The sequence below is a fragment of the Kitasatospora sp. NPDC094019 genome, from assembly GCF_044764505.1.
Lineage (GTDB): Bacteria > Actinomycetota > Actinomycetes > Streptomycetales > Streptomycetaceae > Kitasatospora.
This window is the reverse complement of sequence record NZ_JBIWIF010000010.1, coordinates 185,968-201,666: the sequence shown is the minus strand read 5'-3', so window position 1 is coordinate 201,666 and position 15,699 is coordinate 185,968. Positions and strand designations below refer to the sequence as shown.

The following is a 15,699-nucleotide window of genomic DNA, read 5'->3' as shown; positions in this document are numbered from 1 at the left end:
ACCTGGCGCCCCGGCCCGGCCGGGCGGGGGCCCACGACCCCGGCTCAGCCCCTGGAGCGCGCCTTGAACGCCGCCTTGCGGGCCTCCTTCGCCACCGCCCGGTCCGGGTGCATCTCGCCGACCGCCTCCAGCACGTCCGCCGTGTAGGGGTGCTCGACCCGCCACAGCTCGCCGAGGTAGTCCGCCGGGTCGTCCGTCACCGGCAGCTCGGCCACCAGCTCGCGCAGCAGCTCCGGATCACCGCCGGTGTCCAGCAACTGGGCCGCGAAGGCGTCGACGACCGTCCACAGCGCCGTCGCGCGGTCCGGCGCGGGCACGTCCGCCGCGCCGAGCGCGACCAGCCAGGCCGCCGCGCCGCCGGCCAGCTCGGGATCGTCCAGCACCTCCCGCACGGCCGGTTCGGCCGGCGCCCCGATCAGGGTCAGCGCCGAGTGGCAGAGCATCCGCCGCATCGGGGCGTACGCGTCGCTGCCGCGCGCCGCCGCCAGCAGCTCGCGCGCCGCCGCCACCGGCTCCCGCCCGTCGAGCCAGACCTTCAGCTCCTCCTCGGGCAGCACATTGGCGGCCTCGCTGACCCCGCGGAGCAGCTCGGCCGCGTCTCCCCCGGCCAGGTCGCCGACCAGCGGCGCGTCGTAGCCGTCCTCCAGCAGCCACTGGCGGATCCCGTACTGGCCGAGCGGGGTGAGCCGGACCAGCCCGAACCGGGCCGACTCCGCCTCGTCCAGCTCCTCCGGACCGCCCTCCGCGGGGGCCCCGGCCGCGTCCTCGTCCTCGCCCTCCTCCTCGTCGAAGAGCTCGGGGTCGATCGGCCGGTAGTCCAGCAGGCCCAGCTCGGCGAGGTCGGCGAGCATCGGGTCCAGGGCCACCATGACGTCGGTGATGTCGCCCAGCAGCTCGTCGCTCGGCTCCTCGCCCTCGGGGACGACCAGCAGCGCCGCCAGCACGCCCAGCGGCACCGTCTCGATGCCCGGCTCGGCGAAGGCCGTGGTCTCGTACAGCACCTGGAGCGCCTCGTCGAGCAGCTCGGCGGCCTCGTCCCTGGCGTCCTCGACCTCGCCGAGGCCCTCCTCGTCCTCCTCCGCCTCGCCGTCCCCGTCCTCGTCCCGGTCCGGTTCCAGCTCCTGGGAGTCCGCCTCCACCGCCAGCTCGCGGACGATCCCGGCCGCCGTCAGCCACAGCTCCAGGACGGTCTCGGGGTCACCCTCCTCGGCCGGCTCCAGGTCCGGGCCGGGGACGGCGACGTGCTCCCCGGCCGCCGTGGTGCCGATCTCGACGAGGTCCAGGTCGCAGGCGAGCGACCAGGCGCGCATCGCCTCGACCACCGCCTCCTCCGGCCCGTCCCCCTCCTCGGGGGCCAGGCCGAGCAACCGGGCGGCCGGGAGCCGGTCCGGGGCGGTCAGGTCGCCGAACTCGTCCACCGCCCGGTGCGGGGCCGCCCAGCGCGCCAGCCGCAGCGCCCAGTCGAACATCGGGACGGCCTTCGCCAGCGCGGCCAGCTCCGGTTCGCCCGGCAGCCGGACCGGCGGCACCAGCACGGCCGCGTCGTCCAGGTCCTCGTCGTCCAGTCCGTGCGCGGCGAACGCGCCGTACAGATCCTGCAGCTCCAGGTCGGCGGGCAGCACCGCGCCCTCGCCCGGGGTCCCCGCCGCCGAGGGGCCGGCGTTCCTGCGACGTCGTGCGGCCATCGTTGCGCGTTCTCCCTACACCGAGCTACATCGAGCCAGATCGAGCTACTGCCTGTGCCGAGCCACCGCACCGAGCGGTCGGCCGGGCCGGGTGCGGAGATCAGCTCCGCGTACCCGCCCACTACCTCAGCGTATAGGCCGGGCACCCCCGACGCCCGGCCTCCAGGGGCGCGCGCCGCGAGCGCGCGCCCACCCCTTATCCTTCGAAGTCGGTACCGCGCACCACCCCGCGCGCGCCGACGGGCAACGTAGCCCCGCTCTCGCTCACCTGCACCACCAGGGAGCCCGCACCGAGGCCACCACCACAGCGCCCTGGACGGGCGCGCCGGCACACCCCGCCGACCCGTGTGGTGCCCGGCCACAGGAGACCCCTGCCATGGCGGACCTCTCCCCCGCCGGCTCCGTCCTGCGCACCGCGCAGCTCGACGGACGCCGACTGTCGGAGGCCCTGCTTCCCCTGGAGCTCGCGCCCCGCGCCCAGCTCCGGCTCGCCGCGATCAGCCGCTGGAACGCGCTGCGCGGTGTCCGTGTCGGCCTCGTCGCCGCCGCCCTGCTCCTCATGCTCATCGGCGCCAATCTGGCGACGCCGATCTACCCGATGCTCCAGCAACGGCTCGGCCTGGGCCCGCTCGACACCACGATCCTCTTCACGGTCTACGTGTTCGCACTGGTCCCGGTACTGGCCGTGGTCGGCCACTGGTCCGACCACCTGGGCCGACGCGCCGTGATCCTCCCCGCCGTCGCCCTGGCGGCCGCGGGTGACGTGGTCTTCGCGACCGCGGGCAGCTTCTGGCAACTGGCCGCCGGACGGGCCGTCCAGGGCATCGCCGTCGGCCTGTCCACCGGCGCCGCCGGGGCCGCCCTCGGCGATCTGATGCCGGACCGCCCCACCCTGGCCGCCAAGCTCACCCTCGCCTGTTCGGCGGGCGGCGTGGCGCTCGGCCCGGTGGTCGGCGCCCTGCTGGCCGACGGCGCCGACCCGCTGCTCACGCCCTTCCTGCTGCACGCGATCGCCCTGCTCGCGCTCTGCGTGCCGCTGGCCCTGGTCCACCCCCGGATGCCCGGCCGCAACCGCCCGCCGGCCTCCCCGCCGCGGATCACCACCCCGGCGCACCTGCGCCCGCAGCGCCTGCGGCTGCCGCGCACCGGCCGCCGCGAGTTCCTGCTGGCGGCCTCGGCCGGCTTCGTCTCCTACGCGGTGTTCGGGGTCTACCTGAGCCTGGCCCCGGCCTTCTCCGCCAAGGTGCTGCACACCGACTCCCACCTGGTCGGCGCGGTCGTCGCGGCCCTGCTGCTCGGCTCCTCGGCGCTGGCCCAGCTGGTCGTCCCGCCGACGGCCGACCGCCTGGTCGTCGCCCTGGGCATGGCCGGCCTGGCCACCGGCCTGGGCCTGGTCGTCACCGCGCAGTACACCGGCACCCCGGCCCTGCTCTTCATCGGCAGCGTCCTCGGCGGCGCCTGCCAGGGCATCGCCTTCCGCTCCCTGTTCACCACCGCCGTCGCCGCGATGGACCCCGAACGCCGGGGCTCCGAGCTGAGCTCCCTGTGGATCATCGTCTACCTCGGCTCGTCCCTGCCCATCGTCGCCGTCGGCGCCCTCGTCAAGGCGTACGGCCTGCTCCCGGCGACCAGCGGCTTCACCCTCCTCGCCGCCACCCTCTGCGCCGCCCTGGCCGTCGCCGTCGCCCGCCGCCCCAAGGCCGCCTGACCCCGCGCACGAACGCCGCCGCCCCGGAACGGAGTCCGTTCCGGGGCGGCGGCGTTCCACGGGCCTTCACACACTCCAGGGCTTCCAGGCATCGGTGTCGATCTCGACCCCGAACGGCTCCGGCAGCCGGACTGCCTCACCGAACTTCCACTCGCCCAGCAGCTCGTATGTGGCCTCGGCCTTGTTCGGCTCACCGAACAGCATGACACTGGGCTGCCTCGGGTCACGGTCGACCAGAAGGTAGTACGGCACGCCGCCCCGTGCGTAGCCGTTCCACTTGGTCGGCTTGACCTGTCGCCCGAACATGGGACGACGGTCCTGACGGGCGTTCGACGGCGATGTCACCTCGACCACCATGGCGATGTCGTGCGGATGGAGACGGGCGACATCGCCGGCCAGCGCGCGTTCCTCCACCTCTGTGTCCACGATGACGAGATCCGGAATGTAGCCGTCGCCCGTCTCGACCAGATCCAGTTCGATCCCCTGCATCGCCCGCCACGGATAGGACGGGTCCGGGACGGCGGCACGAGTGAACGGCCGGTCGATGTGTGCGAGGAACACCGCATGCGTAACTACCGGCGCCGGTGACACGACGATCTCCCCTCCGACAACCTCCACCCGCGTACCGTCGTCCGGGAGTCGGAGGTACTCCTCCAGTTCCCCCCGGACCCACATGGCGTACGGCGAATCAGGCAGAAGCAACTGCGCGAACGCAACCACTGACATGACTTCGCTCCCTCCGAGGTCGCGGCACCAGCCTGGCCGCCCGGTCGCAGATATACCACTGCCGCCCGAAACCTTCCCCCGAAGGAGCGGTTTGGGCGGCAGTGGGTTGACGTCGGGCCGTCGGTCAGACGTTGAAGCCCAGGGCGCGGAGCTGGTCGCGGCCCTCGTCGGTGATCTTGTCGGGGCCCCACGGCGGCATCCAGACCCAGTTGATCCGCAGGTCCTTGACCAGGCCGTCGGTGGCGGTCCTGGCCTGGTCCTCGATCACGTCGGTCAGCGGGCAGGCCGCCGAGGTGAGGGTCATGTCGATGGTGGCCACGTCGGCGTCGTCGATGTGGACGCCGTAGATCAGGCCGAGGTTGACGACGTCGATGCCCAGTTCGGGGTCGACGACGTCCATCAGGGCCTCGGTCAGGTCCTCGACGGAGACGGTGCCGGCGCTGGTGCCGACCGGGCCGGCCGGGGTCTCCTCCGCGGGGGAGGTGGTCTCTTCGGTCATGGCTGGTGTCCTCCTCTGCGGTGTCAGTCGGTGGCGGGGTGCTCGGCGAGGGCCTTGGCGGTGGCGTCCTTCCAGGCCATCCAGCTGAGCAGGGCGCACTTGACCCGGGCCGGGTACTTGGAGACGCCGGCGAACGCGACCGCGTCCTCCAGCACCTCCTCGTCGCCCTCGCCCTGGCCCTTGCTCTGCATCAGCTCCAGGAACGCCTCCTGGACCGCCTGTGCCTCGCCCACGGACTTGCCGACCACCAGGTCGTTCAGCACCGAGGCGCTGGCCTGGCTGATCGAACAGCCCTGGGACTCGTAGGAGACGTCGACGACGGTGGAGCCGTCGAGCTTCACCCGCAGGGTGATCTCGTCCCCGCACGTCGGGTTGACGTGGTGGACCTCGGCGTCACCGTCCCGCAGCCCCTTGCCGTGCGGGTTGCGGTAGTGGTCCAGGATGATGTCCTGGTACATCGAGTCGAGCTTCATGGTCGCGTGCCCCGTCCTCAGCCGAAGAAGTTCCGGACGTGGTGGAGGCCGTCCACGAGCGCGTCGACCTCGCCCGGCGTCGAGTACAGGTAGAACGACGCCCGCGTGGTCGCCGGAATTCCGTACCGCAGGCAGACCGGCCGCGCGCAGTGGTGGCCGACGCGCACGGCGATGCCCTGCTCGTCCAGCACCTGGCCCACGTCGTGGGGGTGGATGTCGCCGAGCGTGAACGAGATCGCCGCGCCGCGGTCGACGGCCGTCCGCGGACCGATGATCCGCAGGTCCGGGACCTCCAGCAGCCGCTCGATCGCGTACTCGGTGATGGCGTGCTCATGGGCGGCGATCCGCTCCATGCCGATGCCGGTCAGGTAGTCGACGGCCGCGCCCAGCCCGACCGCCTGGGCGATCGGCGGGGTGCCGGCCTCGAACTTGTGCGGCGCCGGGGCGTAGGTGGACGAGCCCATGGTGACGGTCTCGATCATCTCGCCGCCGCCGAGGAACGGCGGGAGGTCCTCCAGCAGCTCCTGACGGCCCCAGAGCACGCCGATGCCGGTCGGTGCCAGCATCTTGTGGCCGGTGAAGGCGACGAAGTCGGCCTCCAGCGCCTGGACGTCCAGCACCATGTGCGGCGCGGCCTGCGAGGCGTCGATCACGACCAGCGCGCCGACCGACTGGGCCTTGCGCACGATGGCTTCGACCGGGTTGACGGTGCCCAGCAGGTTGGAGACCAGGGTGAAGGAGACCACCTTGGTCTTCTCGGTGATCAGCTCGTCGATGGCCGACAGGTCGAGCCGGCCCTCGTCGGTGAGACCGAACCACTTCAGCTTCGCGCCGGTGCGCTGCGAGAGCAGCTGCCACGGGACGATGTTGGAGTGGTGCTCCATCTCGGTGATGACGATCTCGGACTCGGCGTCCACCCGGTACGGCTCGTCCGCCCAGGTCAGCATGTTGGCGACGAGGTTGAGCGACTCGGAGGCGTTCTTGGTGAACACCACCTCGTCCCGGCTCGGTGCGTTGACGAAGGCCGCGACCTTGTCCCGGGCTCCCTCGTACAGCGCCGTGGCCTCCTCGGCGAGCACGTGCACGCCGCGGTGGACGTTGGCGTTGTGCCGCTCGTAGTAGGCGTTCAGGGCGTCGAGCACCTGGCGGGGCTTCTGGGAGGTGGCCGCGTTGTCCAGGTAGACCAGCGGCTTGCCGTCGTGCAGCAGGCGCTGCAGGACCGGGAAGTCCTTGCGGATCGCGTCGGTGTCGAGCAGGCCCGGCAGGACCGCCGGCTCGTGCGTGGGGGTCACTCGGACGCGCCACCCTTCACATAGGACTCGTAGCCCTCCGACTCCAGCTTGTCGGCCAGCTCCGCGCCGCCGGACTCGACGATGCGGCCGCCGGCGAAGACGTGGACGTGGTCGGGCTTGATGTAGCGCAGGATGCGGGTGTAGTGGGTCACCAGCAGGGTGCCCACCTCGCCGGTCGAGCGGACCCGGTTGATGCCCTCGGAGACGACCCGCAGCGCGTCGACGTCCAGGCCGGAGTCGGTCTCGTCGAGGATCGCGATCTTCGGCTTGAGCAGCTCCAGCTGGAGGATCTCGTGGCGCTTCTTCTCGCCGCCGGAGAAGCCCTCGTTGACGTTGCGCTCGGCGAACGCCGGGTCCATCTGCAGGCCGGCCATCGCCTCCTTGACCTCCTTGACCCAGAGCCGCAGCTTGGGGGCCTCGCCGCGGACGGCGGTGGCGGCGGTGCGCAGGAAGTTGGAGACCGAGACGCCGGGGACCTCGACCGGGTACTGCATGGCCAGGAAGACGCCGGCCCGGGCGCGCTCGTCGACGGACATCTCCAGGACGTCCTCGCCGTCGAGCAGCACCGAGCCGCCGGTGACGGTGTACTTGGGGTGGCCGGCCAGGGAGTAGGCCAGGGTGGACTTGCCGGAGCCGTTCGGACCCATGATGGCGTGGGTCTCGCCCTGCTTCACGGTCAGGTCGACGCCCTTCAGGATCTCCCGGGGACCGTTCTCGGCCTCGACGGAGACGTGCAGGTCGCGGATTTCAAGGGTAGCCATGTGTACTCAGGACTCCTGGTTGACGGAGACGAGCACATCGTCCCCTTCGATCTTTACGGGGTAGACAGCGACCGGCCGGGTGGCGGGCAGGCCGGAGGGCTTGCCGGTGCGCAGGTCGAAGCTGGAGCCGTGCAGCCAGCACTCGATCATGCAGTCCTCGACCTCGCCCTCGGACAGCGAGACGTTCGCGTGCGAGCAGATGTCGTTGACCGCGAACACCCCCTCGTCGGTGCGGACGACGGCGACCGGTACGCCGTTGAGGTCGACGCGCTTGGGCTCGTCCTCAGCCAGTTCGCTCAACGCGCAGGCGCGAAGGAAGCTCATGGGTGTCAGACCGCCGCTTCGAGCTCGGCCTCGATCTTCGCCATGAGGTGGTCCTGGATCTCGGCGACGCCGATCTGCTGGACCAGTTCGGCGAAGAAGCCGCGCACCACCAGGCGGCGGGCCTCGACGGCCGGGATGCCGCGGGACTGCAGGTAGAAGAGCTGCTCGTCGTCGAACCGGCCGGTGGCGGAGGCGTGGCCGGCCCCGACGATCTCGCCGGTCTCGATCTCCAGGTTCGGCACCGAGTCGACCCGGGCGCCGTCGGTGAGCACCAGGTTGCGGTTGAGCTCGTAGGTGTCGGTGCCCTCCGCGGCGGCGCGGATCAGCACGTCGCCGATCCACACCGCGTGCGCGTCCCGGCCCTGCAGCGCGCCCTTGTAGACGACGTTGGAGCGGCAGTGCGGGGTGTCGTGGTCGATGACCAGACGGTGCTCCAGGTGCTGGCCGGCGTCGGCGAAGTAGAGGCCGAGCAGCTCGGCCTCGCCGCCGGGGGCGGCGTAGTTGACCCGCGGGTGGATCCGGACCACGTCGCCGCCGAAGGTGACGACGACGGACTTCAGCGTGGCGTCGCGGCCGACCAGCGCGGTCTGCTGGGTGGCGTGCACCGCGTCCCGGTCCCAGTCCTGGACCGAGACGAAGGTGAGCTTGGCGCCGTCGCCGACCAGCAGCTCGACGTTGGCGGCCCGGGTGCCGGTGCCGGTGTGGTTGATCACCACGACGGCCTCGGCGAACGGCTTGACGTCGACGACCACGTGCGCGAAGCGGGTGCCGCCCTCGCCGTGCACGTCGACCCGGACCGGTTCGGTGAGCGCCGTCTCCTGGGGGACGGTGATCACGAGCGCCTGCTCGAAGGCGCTGAACGCCTGCGCGGCGACCCGGTCGACCGGCTTGCCGGCCTTGCCCAGGCGGGCGTCGTCCCGGCCGACGGTCTCGGCGGTGACCCCCTCGGGCAGGCTCAGCTCGACCTTGTCCTCGCCCTTGTCGGCGGTGGCGGCGGTGCCGTCGTGCAGGCCGCCGAGGCGGTGCAGCGGGGTGAACCGCCAGTCCTCCTCGCGGCCGGTGGGCACCGGGAAGTCCGCGACGTCGAAGGACGGCGCGACCGCGACGCGCGCGTCGATCGGCTGGCGGACACTGTCCCGGCCGGTGCCGGGACCGGCGAGCTGGGCGCCGGCACCGGCGGTGCCGACCTCGATCGAACCGGCGGTCGTGGAGCCGGAGTTGTTCGCAGCGACATTCAAAGGCGTGTCAGCCATGGCTGTTCGTTGTGCTCTCTTCCTCAAAAAAATGCTCGATGGACGGCGGGCGGCCGGCGGGTCAGCCGACGGAGCCCTCCATCTGCAGCTCGATCAGCCGGTTCAGCTCCAGCGCGTACTCCATCGGCAGCTCGCGCGCGATCGGCTCGACGAAGCCGCGGACGATCATCGCCATGGCCTCGAACTCGGTCATGCCGCGGCTCATCAGGTAGAAGAGCTGGTCCTCGCTGACCTTGGAGACGGTCGCCTCGTGGCCCATGGACACGTCGTCCTCGCGGACGTCCACGTAGGGGTAGGTGTCCGACCGGGAGACGGTGTCGACCAGCAGCGCGTCGCAGAGCACGTTGGACTTGGCGCCCTTGGAGCCCTCGCCGATCTCGATCAGACCCCGGTAGGAGGTCCGGCCGCCGCCGCGCGCCACCGACTTGGAGACGATGTTGGAGGAGGTGTTCGGCGCCATGTGGACCATCTTGGCGCCGGCGTCCTGGTGCTGGCCCTCGCCGGCGAAGGCGATCGACAGGGTCTCGCCCTTGGCGTGCTCGCCCATCAGGTAGACGGCCGGGTACTTCATGGTGACCTTGGAGCCGATGTTGCCGTCGACCCACTCCATGGTCGCGCCCTCGTACGCCACGGCGCGCTTGGTGACCAGGTTGTAGACGTTGTTCGACCAGTTCTGGATCGTCGTGTAGCGGCAGCGGCCGCCCTTCTTGACGATGATCTCCACGACCGCGGAGTGCAGCGAGTCGGAGGAGTAGATCGGCGCGGTGCAGCCCTCGACGTAGTGGACGTAGGCGTCCTCGTCGACGATGATCAGCGTCCGCTCGAACTGGCCCATGTTCTCGGTGTTGATCCGGAAGTACGCCTGGAGCGGGATGTCGACGTGGACACCCTTCGGCACGTAGATGAACGAGCCGCCGGACCAGACGGCCGTGTTCAGCGCGGCGAACTTGTTGTCGCCGACCGGGATGACGGTGCCGAAGTACTCGTGGAAGATCTCCGGGTGCTCGCGCAGCGCGGTGTCGGTGTCCAGGAAGATGACGCCCTGCTCCTCCAGGTCCTCGCGGATCTGGTGGTAGACGACCTCGGACTCGTACTGGGCGGCGACACCGGCGACCAGGCGCTGCTTCTCCGCCTCCGGGATGCCCAGCTTGTCGTACGTCGCCTTGATGTCGGCGGGCAGGTCCTCCCAGGACTCGGCCTGCTTCTCGGTGGAGCGCACGAAGTACTTGATGTTGTCGAAGTCGATGCCGGAGAGGTCGGAGCCCCAGGTCGGCATGGGCTTCTTGCCGAAGAGCTTCAGGCCCTTGAGACGCAGGTTCAGCATCCACTCGGACTCGTTCTTCTTCGCCGAGATGTCGCGGACCACGTCCTCGCTGAGCCCGCGCTTGGCCTCGGCGCCGGCGACGTCCGGGTCGGCCCAGCCGTACTCGTAGGTGCCCAGGCCCTCAAGCTCGGGGTGCGAAACGGTGTCAGTCATGCGAGCTTCCTAACGCGCGGACGCTGAATCTTCGGTGGACGTACCGGCAGTCGGCGCGACATCGGTGTCCCGGCCCGCGGCGGTGCGCAGGGCGGGCGACGATGCGGCACCGGGTGCCGGCACATAGGTGGTGCAGACCCCGTCGCCGTGGGCGATGGTGGCCAGTCTTTGCACGTGGGTGCCCAGCAGCCGGGAGAAGACCTCGGTCTCCGCCTCGCAGAGCTGCGGGAACTGCTCGGCGATGTGCGCGACCGGGCAGTGGTGCTGGCAGAGCTGGGCGCCCGCCGGGGCCTGGGCCGCGGCCGACGGGACCCACCGCACCGTGGCAGCGTACCCGTCGGCACTGAGCGCCTGGGCCAGTGCCTCGGTGCGCTCGCCCTCTCCGGCGGAGCTGACGGCCTCCAGGTACTTCTCCGCCTGTCGGCCGAACCGGGCCCGGGCGAAGGCGGCGACCGCCTCCTCACCGGCCTTGCCGCCGCCCACCGCGTCGGAGATCCAGCGCAGGGCGTCGGCGGCGAGCTGGTCGTACGCCTGGTAGAAGGCGTCACGGCCGCCGTCGGTCAGGGCGAAGACCTTGGCCGGACGACCACGGCCGCGGCTGCCGTAGACCCGCTGCTCGCGGGACTCGACCAGGCCGGCGGCGGTGAGGCCGTCCAGGTGACGGCGGACGGCCGCGGTGGTGAGACCGAGCCGGGTCGCCAGGTCGGTGGCGGAGGAGGGGCCGTGGTCCAGGATCGACCGGGCGACCCGGTCCCGGGTGGCCCGGTGGCCCTCCAGCAGTACTTCCGCCGCCGTCGCGGGCACGGCGCAGCCGGGGGCCGACTCGGCCTCCTGGTGCGTGGAGTGCTCGCGCATGTTTTTCACAACACCAGTGTTGCGTAATTCCTTCCGGCAGGACAAGCCGTGACCCACACCTCACCCGTGGCATCTGTCACGCAGGTTAGCCTTACCTGACCTGCGGAAATGATCACCAAACCCGGTGTCGGGGCCATCCGTTGGGCCCTCTTAGACTCACAGGCATGCAATCCGAACCCGCGGTCCAGATCACCGGGCTGGTCAAGCGCTACGGCGAGAAGACCGCGGTGGACGGTCTGGACCTGCGCATCTCCCGGGGCACCGTCACCGCCGTCCTCGGCCCCAACGGCGCCGGCAAGACCACCACCGTCGAGACCTGCGAGGGCTACCGCCGCCCCGACGCCGGCACGGTCCGGGTGCTCGGCCTCGACCCGGTCGCGCAGAACGCCGAGCTGCGACCCCGGATCGGCGTGATGCTCCAGTCCGGCGGCGTGTACGCGGGCGCCCGCGCCGTCGAGATGCTCCGGCACACCGCGAAGCTGCACGCCCACCCGCTGGACGTCGACGCGCTGGTGGAACGGCTCGGCCTGGGCTCCTGCGGCCGCACCACCTACCGCCGGCTCTCCGGCGGCCAGCAGCAGCGGCTCGCGCTGGCGATGGCCGTGGTCGGCCGCCCGGAACTGGTCTTCCTGGACGAGCCCACCGCCGGCCTCGACCCGCAGGCCCGCCGCGCCGCCTGGGAGCTGGTCCGCGACCTGCGCCGGGACGGCGTCACCGTGGTCGTCACCACCCACCACATGGACGAGGCCGAGCAGCTCGCCGACCGGGTCGCGATCGTCGACCGGGGCCGGGTGATCGCCGGGGGCACCCCGGAGGAGCTGTGCCGCGGCGGCGCCGAGTCCAGCGTGCGCTTCGACGCCCCGCCCGGGCTCGACCTCACCACCCTGCTCAAGGAGCTGCCCGAGGGCGCCACCGCCGCCGAGTCCTCCCCCGGGAGCTACCGCGTCGAGGCGCCGGTCGACCCGCAGCTGCTCGCCGCCGTCACCGCCTGGTGCGCGGCCTCCGGCATCCTCCCGGAGCGGCTCGCGGTGCAGCGCCGCAGCCTCGAAGACGTCTTCCTCGACCTGACCGGACGGGACCTGCGCTCGTGACCGACTACTCCCCCCGTCCCGGAGCGGCGCCGGTCGGCCGGATGCTGCTCGCCCAGACGGCGTTCGAGACCCGGATGCTGCTGCGCAACGGCGAGCAGCTGCTGCTCACCGTGGTCATCCCGACCGTGCTGCTGGTGCTCTTCTCCGCGGTGGACATCGTCGCCGTCGAGGGGCCCGGCGAGCGGGTCGACTTCCTCGCGCCGGGGCTGCTGGCGCTCGCCGTGATGTCGACGGCCTTCACCGGGCAGGCCATCGCCACCGGCTTCGAGCGCCGCTACGGCGTGCTGAAGCGGCTGGGCGCCAGTCCGCTGCCGCGCTGGGCGCTGCTGACCGCGAAGACCGGCTGCGTCCTGGTCACCGAGGCGCTCCAGGTGGCACTGCTGTCGGTGATCGCGCTGGCCCTCGGCTGGTCTCCGCAGGGCAACCTCCTCACCGTGGCCGCCCTGCTCGTCCTCGGCACCGCCGCCTTCTCCGGGCTCGGCCTGCTGATGGCCGGCACGCTGAAGGCGGAGGCGACGCTGGCGGCCGCGAACCTGGTCTTCGTCCTGCTGCTGCTGGCGGGCGGGGTGGTCGTGCCGCTGTCGAAGTTCCCGGCGGCGGCGCGGTCCGTGCTGGAGCTGCTGCCGATCTCGGCGCTGTCGGACGGTCTGCGCTCGGTCCTCCAGAGCGGCGCCGGGGTGCCGTGGGCCGATCTCGGCCTGCTGGCCGGCTGGGCCGTCCTCGGCCTCGCCGCCGCCGCGCGCTTCTTCCGCTGGGAGTAGCCCCCGGGAGCGGCCCGGCGCTCTCCCCTCCGTTGCTCATGACGACGGCCCCCGACCCGGTGCACGGGTCGGGGGCCGTCGTCGTACGACCGCGCGGCGGTCAGCTGTCCGCGCCACCGCGACGGCGGCGGGCCAGCAGGACGAGCGCGCCGCCGAGGAGCACGACACCGCCGCCGACGGCCGCGATGACCGGGGTCGCGTCGCTGCTACCGGTCGCGGCCAGCGCCGGGCCGGCCGGGGTCGGCGAGGACGTCGCGGGCGGGACCGGCGCGGCGGTCGACGGGGTGGCCGTCGGCGTGGCCGACCGGCTGGGCGTCACGGTCGGGGTGACCGGGGGCGTGGTCGGCGTCACCGTGCCGGTGGGCGTCGGCGTCACCGTCGCGGTGGGCGACGGGGTGGGCGTCACCGTCGTGGTGGGGGTCGGCGTCGGCGTGACGGTCGGCGTGGGAGTCGGAGTGGGCGTCGGGGTCGCGCAGACCTCGATCGTCTTCGTCTCCGTCTTGTTCCAGTCCGCGTTCTTCGGGTCCTCGGTGGTGGTCACCACGAACGTGGCCTTGATCGGCGCACTGTGGGCCTTCACCGGGAAGGTCTGCTTGAAGGACTTGCCGAAGACCTTCTGGTCCAGCAGCTTCTCACCGTCGACGGTCAGACTGACGGCGTTCTTGACGCCTTCCTTGTCGCTGTAGTTGGCGAGGTCGATCACGATCTTGTCGCAGGTGACCTGCCAGGTCGGTACGTGGGCCGAGGCACTGGTCGCCAGCGCCACCGGCAGCAGGACGGCCGCCACGGCCGTTCCCGCGATCGCCGCACTGCCGATGCCTATCTGCCGCCGCTGTCGCGCCATTTCGTAGTTCCCTCCGAACGGTCTTGTGCAGCAGGCGCATTGAGTGGAACAGCGGTGGGCCCGCTACGACTGTCCGGGGGACTCTACCGGCACCCCCCTACCGCTCCACACCCCGCTGCACGTCCGGATTTCGACTTTCCGGTGACATCTGGTTGTGCTTCGGCGGCCTCGCGGGCCCGTCAGCTCGGGCAACACGGCTCCGGCCGACCCGAATGGACACGGTCAGGGTGGCCGAAAGACTGCACCCCTGGTGATCGTTTTCGATCACCAGGGGTGCCTGAAGGAGCAGAACGGGTCATGCGCCTTCAACCGCTACGGAGCGGACCGTCGCGGGTCAGACCCGGCCGGCCGCCTTGCGCCGACGCGCGACCAGGACCAGCGCGCCACCGGCGGCGAGGGCCAGGCCACCGGCGATCGTCAGCGGCACCACCGGACCGGAGCCGGTGTGGGCGAGACCGCCCTCGGTGACGGCCCCGGCCGACGGGCTCGCCGAGGCGCCCGGCACGGCCGCCGAGGCGGACCCGCTCGCGGACGGGCTCGCCGACCCGCTCGCGGAGGGCCTGCCGGTGACCGGGGCGGACGGGCTGCCCGAGGCGCTCGGGGTCACCGAGGGCGACGGGGTGCCGGTCGTGCCGGGGGTGGCCGGCGGCGTGCTCGGGGTCCCGGTGGAGCCCGGCGTGCTCGGGGTGACGGACGCCGACGGCGTACCGGTCGGCGGCACCACCGGCGGCGTGGTGGCCGGGGTGGTCGGCGGCGTCGTCGGCGGCGTGGTGGGCGGCGTCGTCGGCAGGCAGCCGGTGAAGGGGTAGTGGTGCGTCTCCGCACCGCCCTTGCCGGTCAGCGACTTGACGATGACCGAGCCGTTCACCGGGGCCGCCGAACCGAGGTCGAACGCCGCGTTGGGCGCCAGCACGGTGCCGGACCAGGCGGCCTGGCTGTTCTTGACCACCTTGGTGGCGGTCGGGAAGTTCCAGAGCAGCTTGGAGCGGATCGCCCCGCCGTGCGCGCTCTGCAGCTTGTCGTCCAGGACGTACGCCTTCTTGCCCTCGTCCCAGAGGAAGAAGCCGGTGGTCTTCGCGGCGGCCATGTCGTAGGAGGCGCCGGTGACGGTGACCACGGTGACCGAGCCGGCCGGCACCTTCACGAAGATCCCGGTGGCGCCCTGGAGCGCGGCGGCGGAGACGGTGAAGCTGTTGAAGGCGGCGTCGCCGCTGGTGAGGTAGAGCTCCTTGCCCTTGGCCTCGACCGTGGCGCCGGCGGTCTGCGGGGTGCCGGCCAGGGCGGTGGAGACGGCACGGACCCGGGCGAACTCGGCGGCGAAGTCGATCGGGGACCTGCCCTGGGCGACCGTGCCCTGATGGGCCTGGACCACGGCGCCCTCGGCCTTCGAGCCGTAGACGCCGTTGCCCTTCATCACCTGGGTGTTGTGGCCGGTGATCCTGCCGGCGACCACCAGGGCGTTGCCGCCCGGGAGTGCCTTCACCTGCTCGGGGGTCAGCTCCTGGCCGACCGAGAAGCCGCCGGTGAAGTCGGCGTTGCCGCCGACCGCCACCGCACCCTCGGCGTCCGGCGTGTGGGTGTCGTCGCCCTCGACGAACTCCCCGTAGAGGTTGGCGACCCCGAGGCTCAGGCACTGGCCCGGCTCGGCGACGGCGTGGGCGGCGGCCGGGGCGACGAGCCCGGCCAGAACGAAGGATCCGCCGAGCGCGAGCGCTGCGGCGGGAACGGATATGCGCATGTGCAGGTTCTCCGCTTGCGTGCGGGGGGTGGGAGAGGTCCCGAAAAAGGTATGGACCAAACCGCACTCTTTCGGCCAGACCTGCGATTGGTCAAGACCACTGGGACGCTTGACCGAATGGTCGCTTTTGCACCGTCATGCCCATGGTGGTTTTACCGCCAAGTCGACACCGACGCCCCGCGGCCTCCGCCCCGCCCCCGCCCCAAGATCGG

The 15,699-nt window shown here is 71.9% G+C and carries 15 protein-coding genes; 3 read left to right on the top strand and 12 right to left on the bottom strand.

Going from position 1 to position 15,699, the window contains the following annotated elements:
• Positions 1 to 44 precede the first annotated feature (44 nt).
• Entirely contained in the window at positions 45 to 1,685 is a 1,641-nt protein-coding gene (locus tag ACIQ9P_RS23460) for a hypothetical protein (RefSeq protein WP_402359324.1), read from the bottom strand.
• Positions 1,686 to 2,061: 376 nt separating this feature from the next.
• Here ACIQ9P_RS23460 and ACIQ9P_RS23455 point away from each other — a divergent pair, with 376 nt between their 5' ends.
• Positions 2,062 to 3,393: an MFS transporter gene (locus ACIQ9P_RS23455; protein ID WP_402359321.1), complete on the top strand. Its 1,332-nt coding sequence runs from the start codon at positions 2,062 to 2,064 to the stop codon at positions 3,391 to 3,393.
• Positions 3,394 to 3,459: 66 nt separating this feature from the next.
• Here the strand turns inward: ACIQ9P_RS23455 and ACIQ9P_RS23450 are convergent, their stop codons facing one another.
• From ACIQ9P_RS23450 to ACIQ9P_RS23410, 9 genes are all read right to left on the bottom strand, one after another.
• Positions 3,460 to 4,119: a Uma2 family endonuclease gene (locus ACIQ9P_RS23450; RefSeq protein WP_402359318.1), complete on the bottom strand. Its 660-nt coding sequence runs from the start codon at positions 4,117 to 4,119 to the stop codon at positions 3,460 to 3,462.
• Positions 4,120 to 4,243: 124 nt separating this feature from the next.
• Positions 4,244 to 4,618, bottom strand: coding sequence for a metal-sulfur cluster assembly factor (locus tag ACIQ9P_RS23445; protein WP_093860081.1), 375 nt, complete (start codon positions 4,616 to 4,618; stop codon positions 4,244 to 4,246).
• Positions 4,619 to 4,641: 23 nt separating this feature from the next.
• On the bottom strand, positions 4,642 to 5,091 hold the full coding sequence (sufU, locus tag ACIQ9P_RS23440) for a Fe-S cluster assembly sulfur transfer protein SufU (protein WP_093860082.1): 450 nt from the start codon (positions 5,089 to 5,091) through the stop codon (positions 4,642 to 4,644).
• Between the two features lie 17 nt (positions 5,092 to 5,108).
• Positions 5,109 to 6,356 carry a cysteine desulfurase gene (locus ACIQ9P_RS23435; RefSeq protein ID WP_402359765.1) on the bottom strand — a complete coding sequence of 416 codons (1,248 nt, stop codon included), beginning with the start codon at positions 6,354 to 6,356 and terminating at the stop codon, positions 5,109 to 5,111.
• 23 nt (positions 6,357 to 6,379) lie between these two features.
• The gene (sufC, locus tag ACIQ9P_RS23430; RefSeq protein ID WP_402359314.1) at positions 6,380 to 7,144 is read right to left on the bottom strand and encodes a Fe-S cluster assembly ATPase SufC; all 765 of its coding nucleotides are present in this window, start codon (positions 7,142 to 7,144) and stop codon (positions 6,380 to 6,382) included.
• Positions 7,145 to 7,150: 6 nt separating this feature from the next.
• Positions 7,151 to 7,468, bottom strand: a complete 318-nt coding sequence (locus ACIQ9P_RS23425) for a bifunctional 3-phenylpropionate/cinnamic acid dioxygenase ferredoxin subunit (RefSeq protein WP_402359311.1) — start codon at positions 7,466 to 7,468, stop codon at positions 7,151 to 7,153.
• Between the two features lie 5 nt (positions 7,469 to 7,473).
• Complete coding sequence (gene sufD, locus ACIQ9P_RS23420) at positions 7,474 to 8,721, bottom strand: Fe-S cluster assembly protein SufD (RefSeq protein ID WP_402359308.1); 1,248 nt, start codon at positions 8,719 to 8,721, stop codon at positions 7,474 to 7,476.
• Between the two features lie 61 nt (positions 8,722 to 8,782).
• A complete protein-coding gene (sufB, locus tag ACIQ9P_RS23415) occupies positions 8,783 to 10,198 on the bottom strand; it encodes a Fe-S cluster assembly protein SufB (RefSeq protein WP_402359305.1) in 1,416 nt (471 codons plus the stop codon).
• 9 nt (positions 10,199 to 10,207) lie between these two features.
• The gene (locus ACIQ9P_RS23410) at positions 10,208 to 11,053 is read right to left on the bottom strand and encodes a helix-turn-helix transcriptional regulator (protein WP_402359763.1); all 846 of its coding nucleotides are present in this window, start codon (positions 11,051 to 11,053) and stop codon (positions 10,208 to 10,210) included.
• Between the two features lie 164 nt (positions 11,054 to 11,217).
• Here ACIQ9P_RS23410 and ACIQ9P_RS23405 point away from each other — a divergent pair, with 164 nt between their 5' ends.
• Both ACIQ9P_RS23405 and ACIQ9P_RS23400 read left to right on the top strand, forming a co-directional pair.
• Positions 11,218 to 12,144: an ABC transporter ATP-binding protein gene (locus ACIQ9P_RS23405; RefSeq protein ID WP_402359302.1), complete on the top strand. Its 927-nt coding sequence runs from the start codon at positions 11,218 to 11,220 to the stop codon at positions 12,142 to 12,144.
• A 41-nt stretch (positions 12,145 to 12,185) separates the two neighbouring features.
• Positions 12,186 to 12,905, top strand: coding sequence for an ABC transporter permease (locus ACIQ9P_RS23400; protein WP_402359761.1), 720 nt, complete (start codon positions 12,186 to 12,188; stop codon positions 12,903 to 12,905).
• Between the two features lie 100 nt (positions 12,906 to 13,005).
• Here ACIQ9P_RS23400 and ACIQ9P_RS23395 read toward each other — a convergent pair whose 3' ends face one another.
• The gene (locus tag ACIQ9P_RS23395) at positions 13,006 to 13,749 is read right to left on the bottom strand and encodes an LAETG motif-containing sortase-dependent surface protein (RefSeq protein ID WP_402359299.1); all 744 of its coding nucleotides are present in this window, start codon (positions 13,747 to 13,749) and stop codon (positions 13,006 to 13,008) included.
• 334 nt (positions 13,750 to 14,083) lie between these two features.
• Positions 14,084 to 15,487, bottom strand: coding sequence for a choice-of-anchor A family protein (locus ACIQ9P_RS23390; RefSeq protein WP_402359296.1), 1,404 nt, complete (start codon positions 15,485 to 15,487; stop codon positions 14,084 to 14,086).
• Positions 15,488 to 15,699 lie beyond the last annotated feature (212 nt).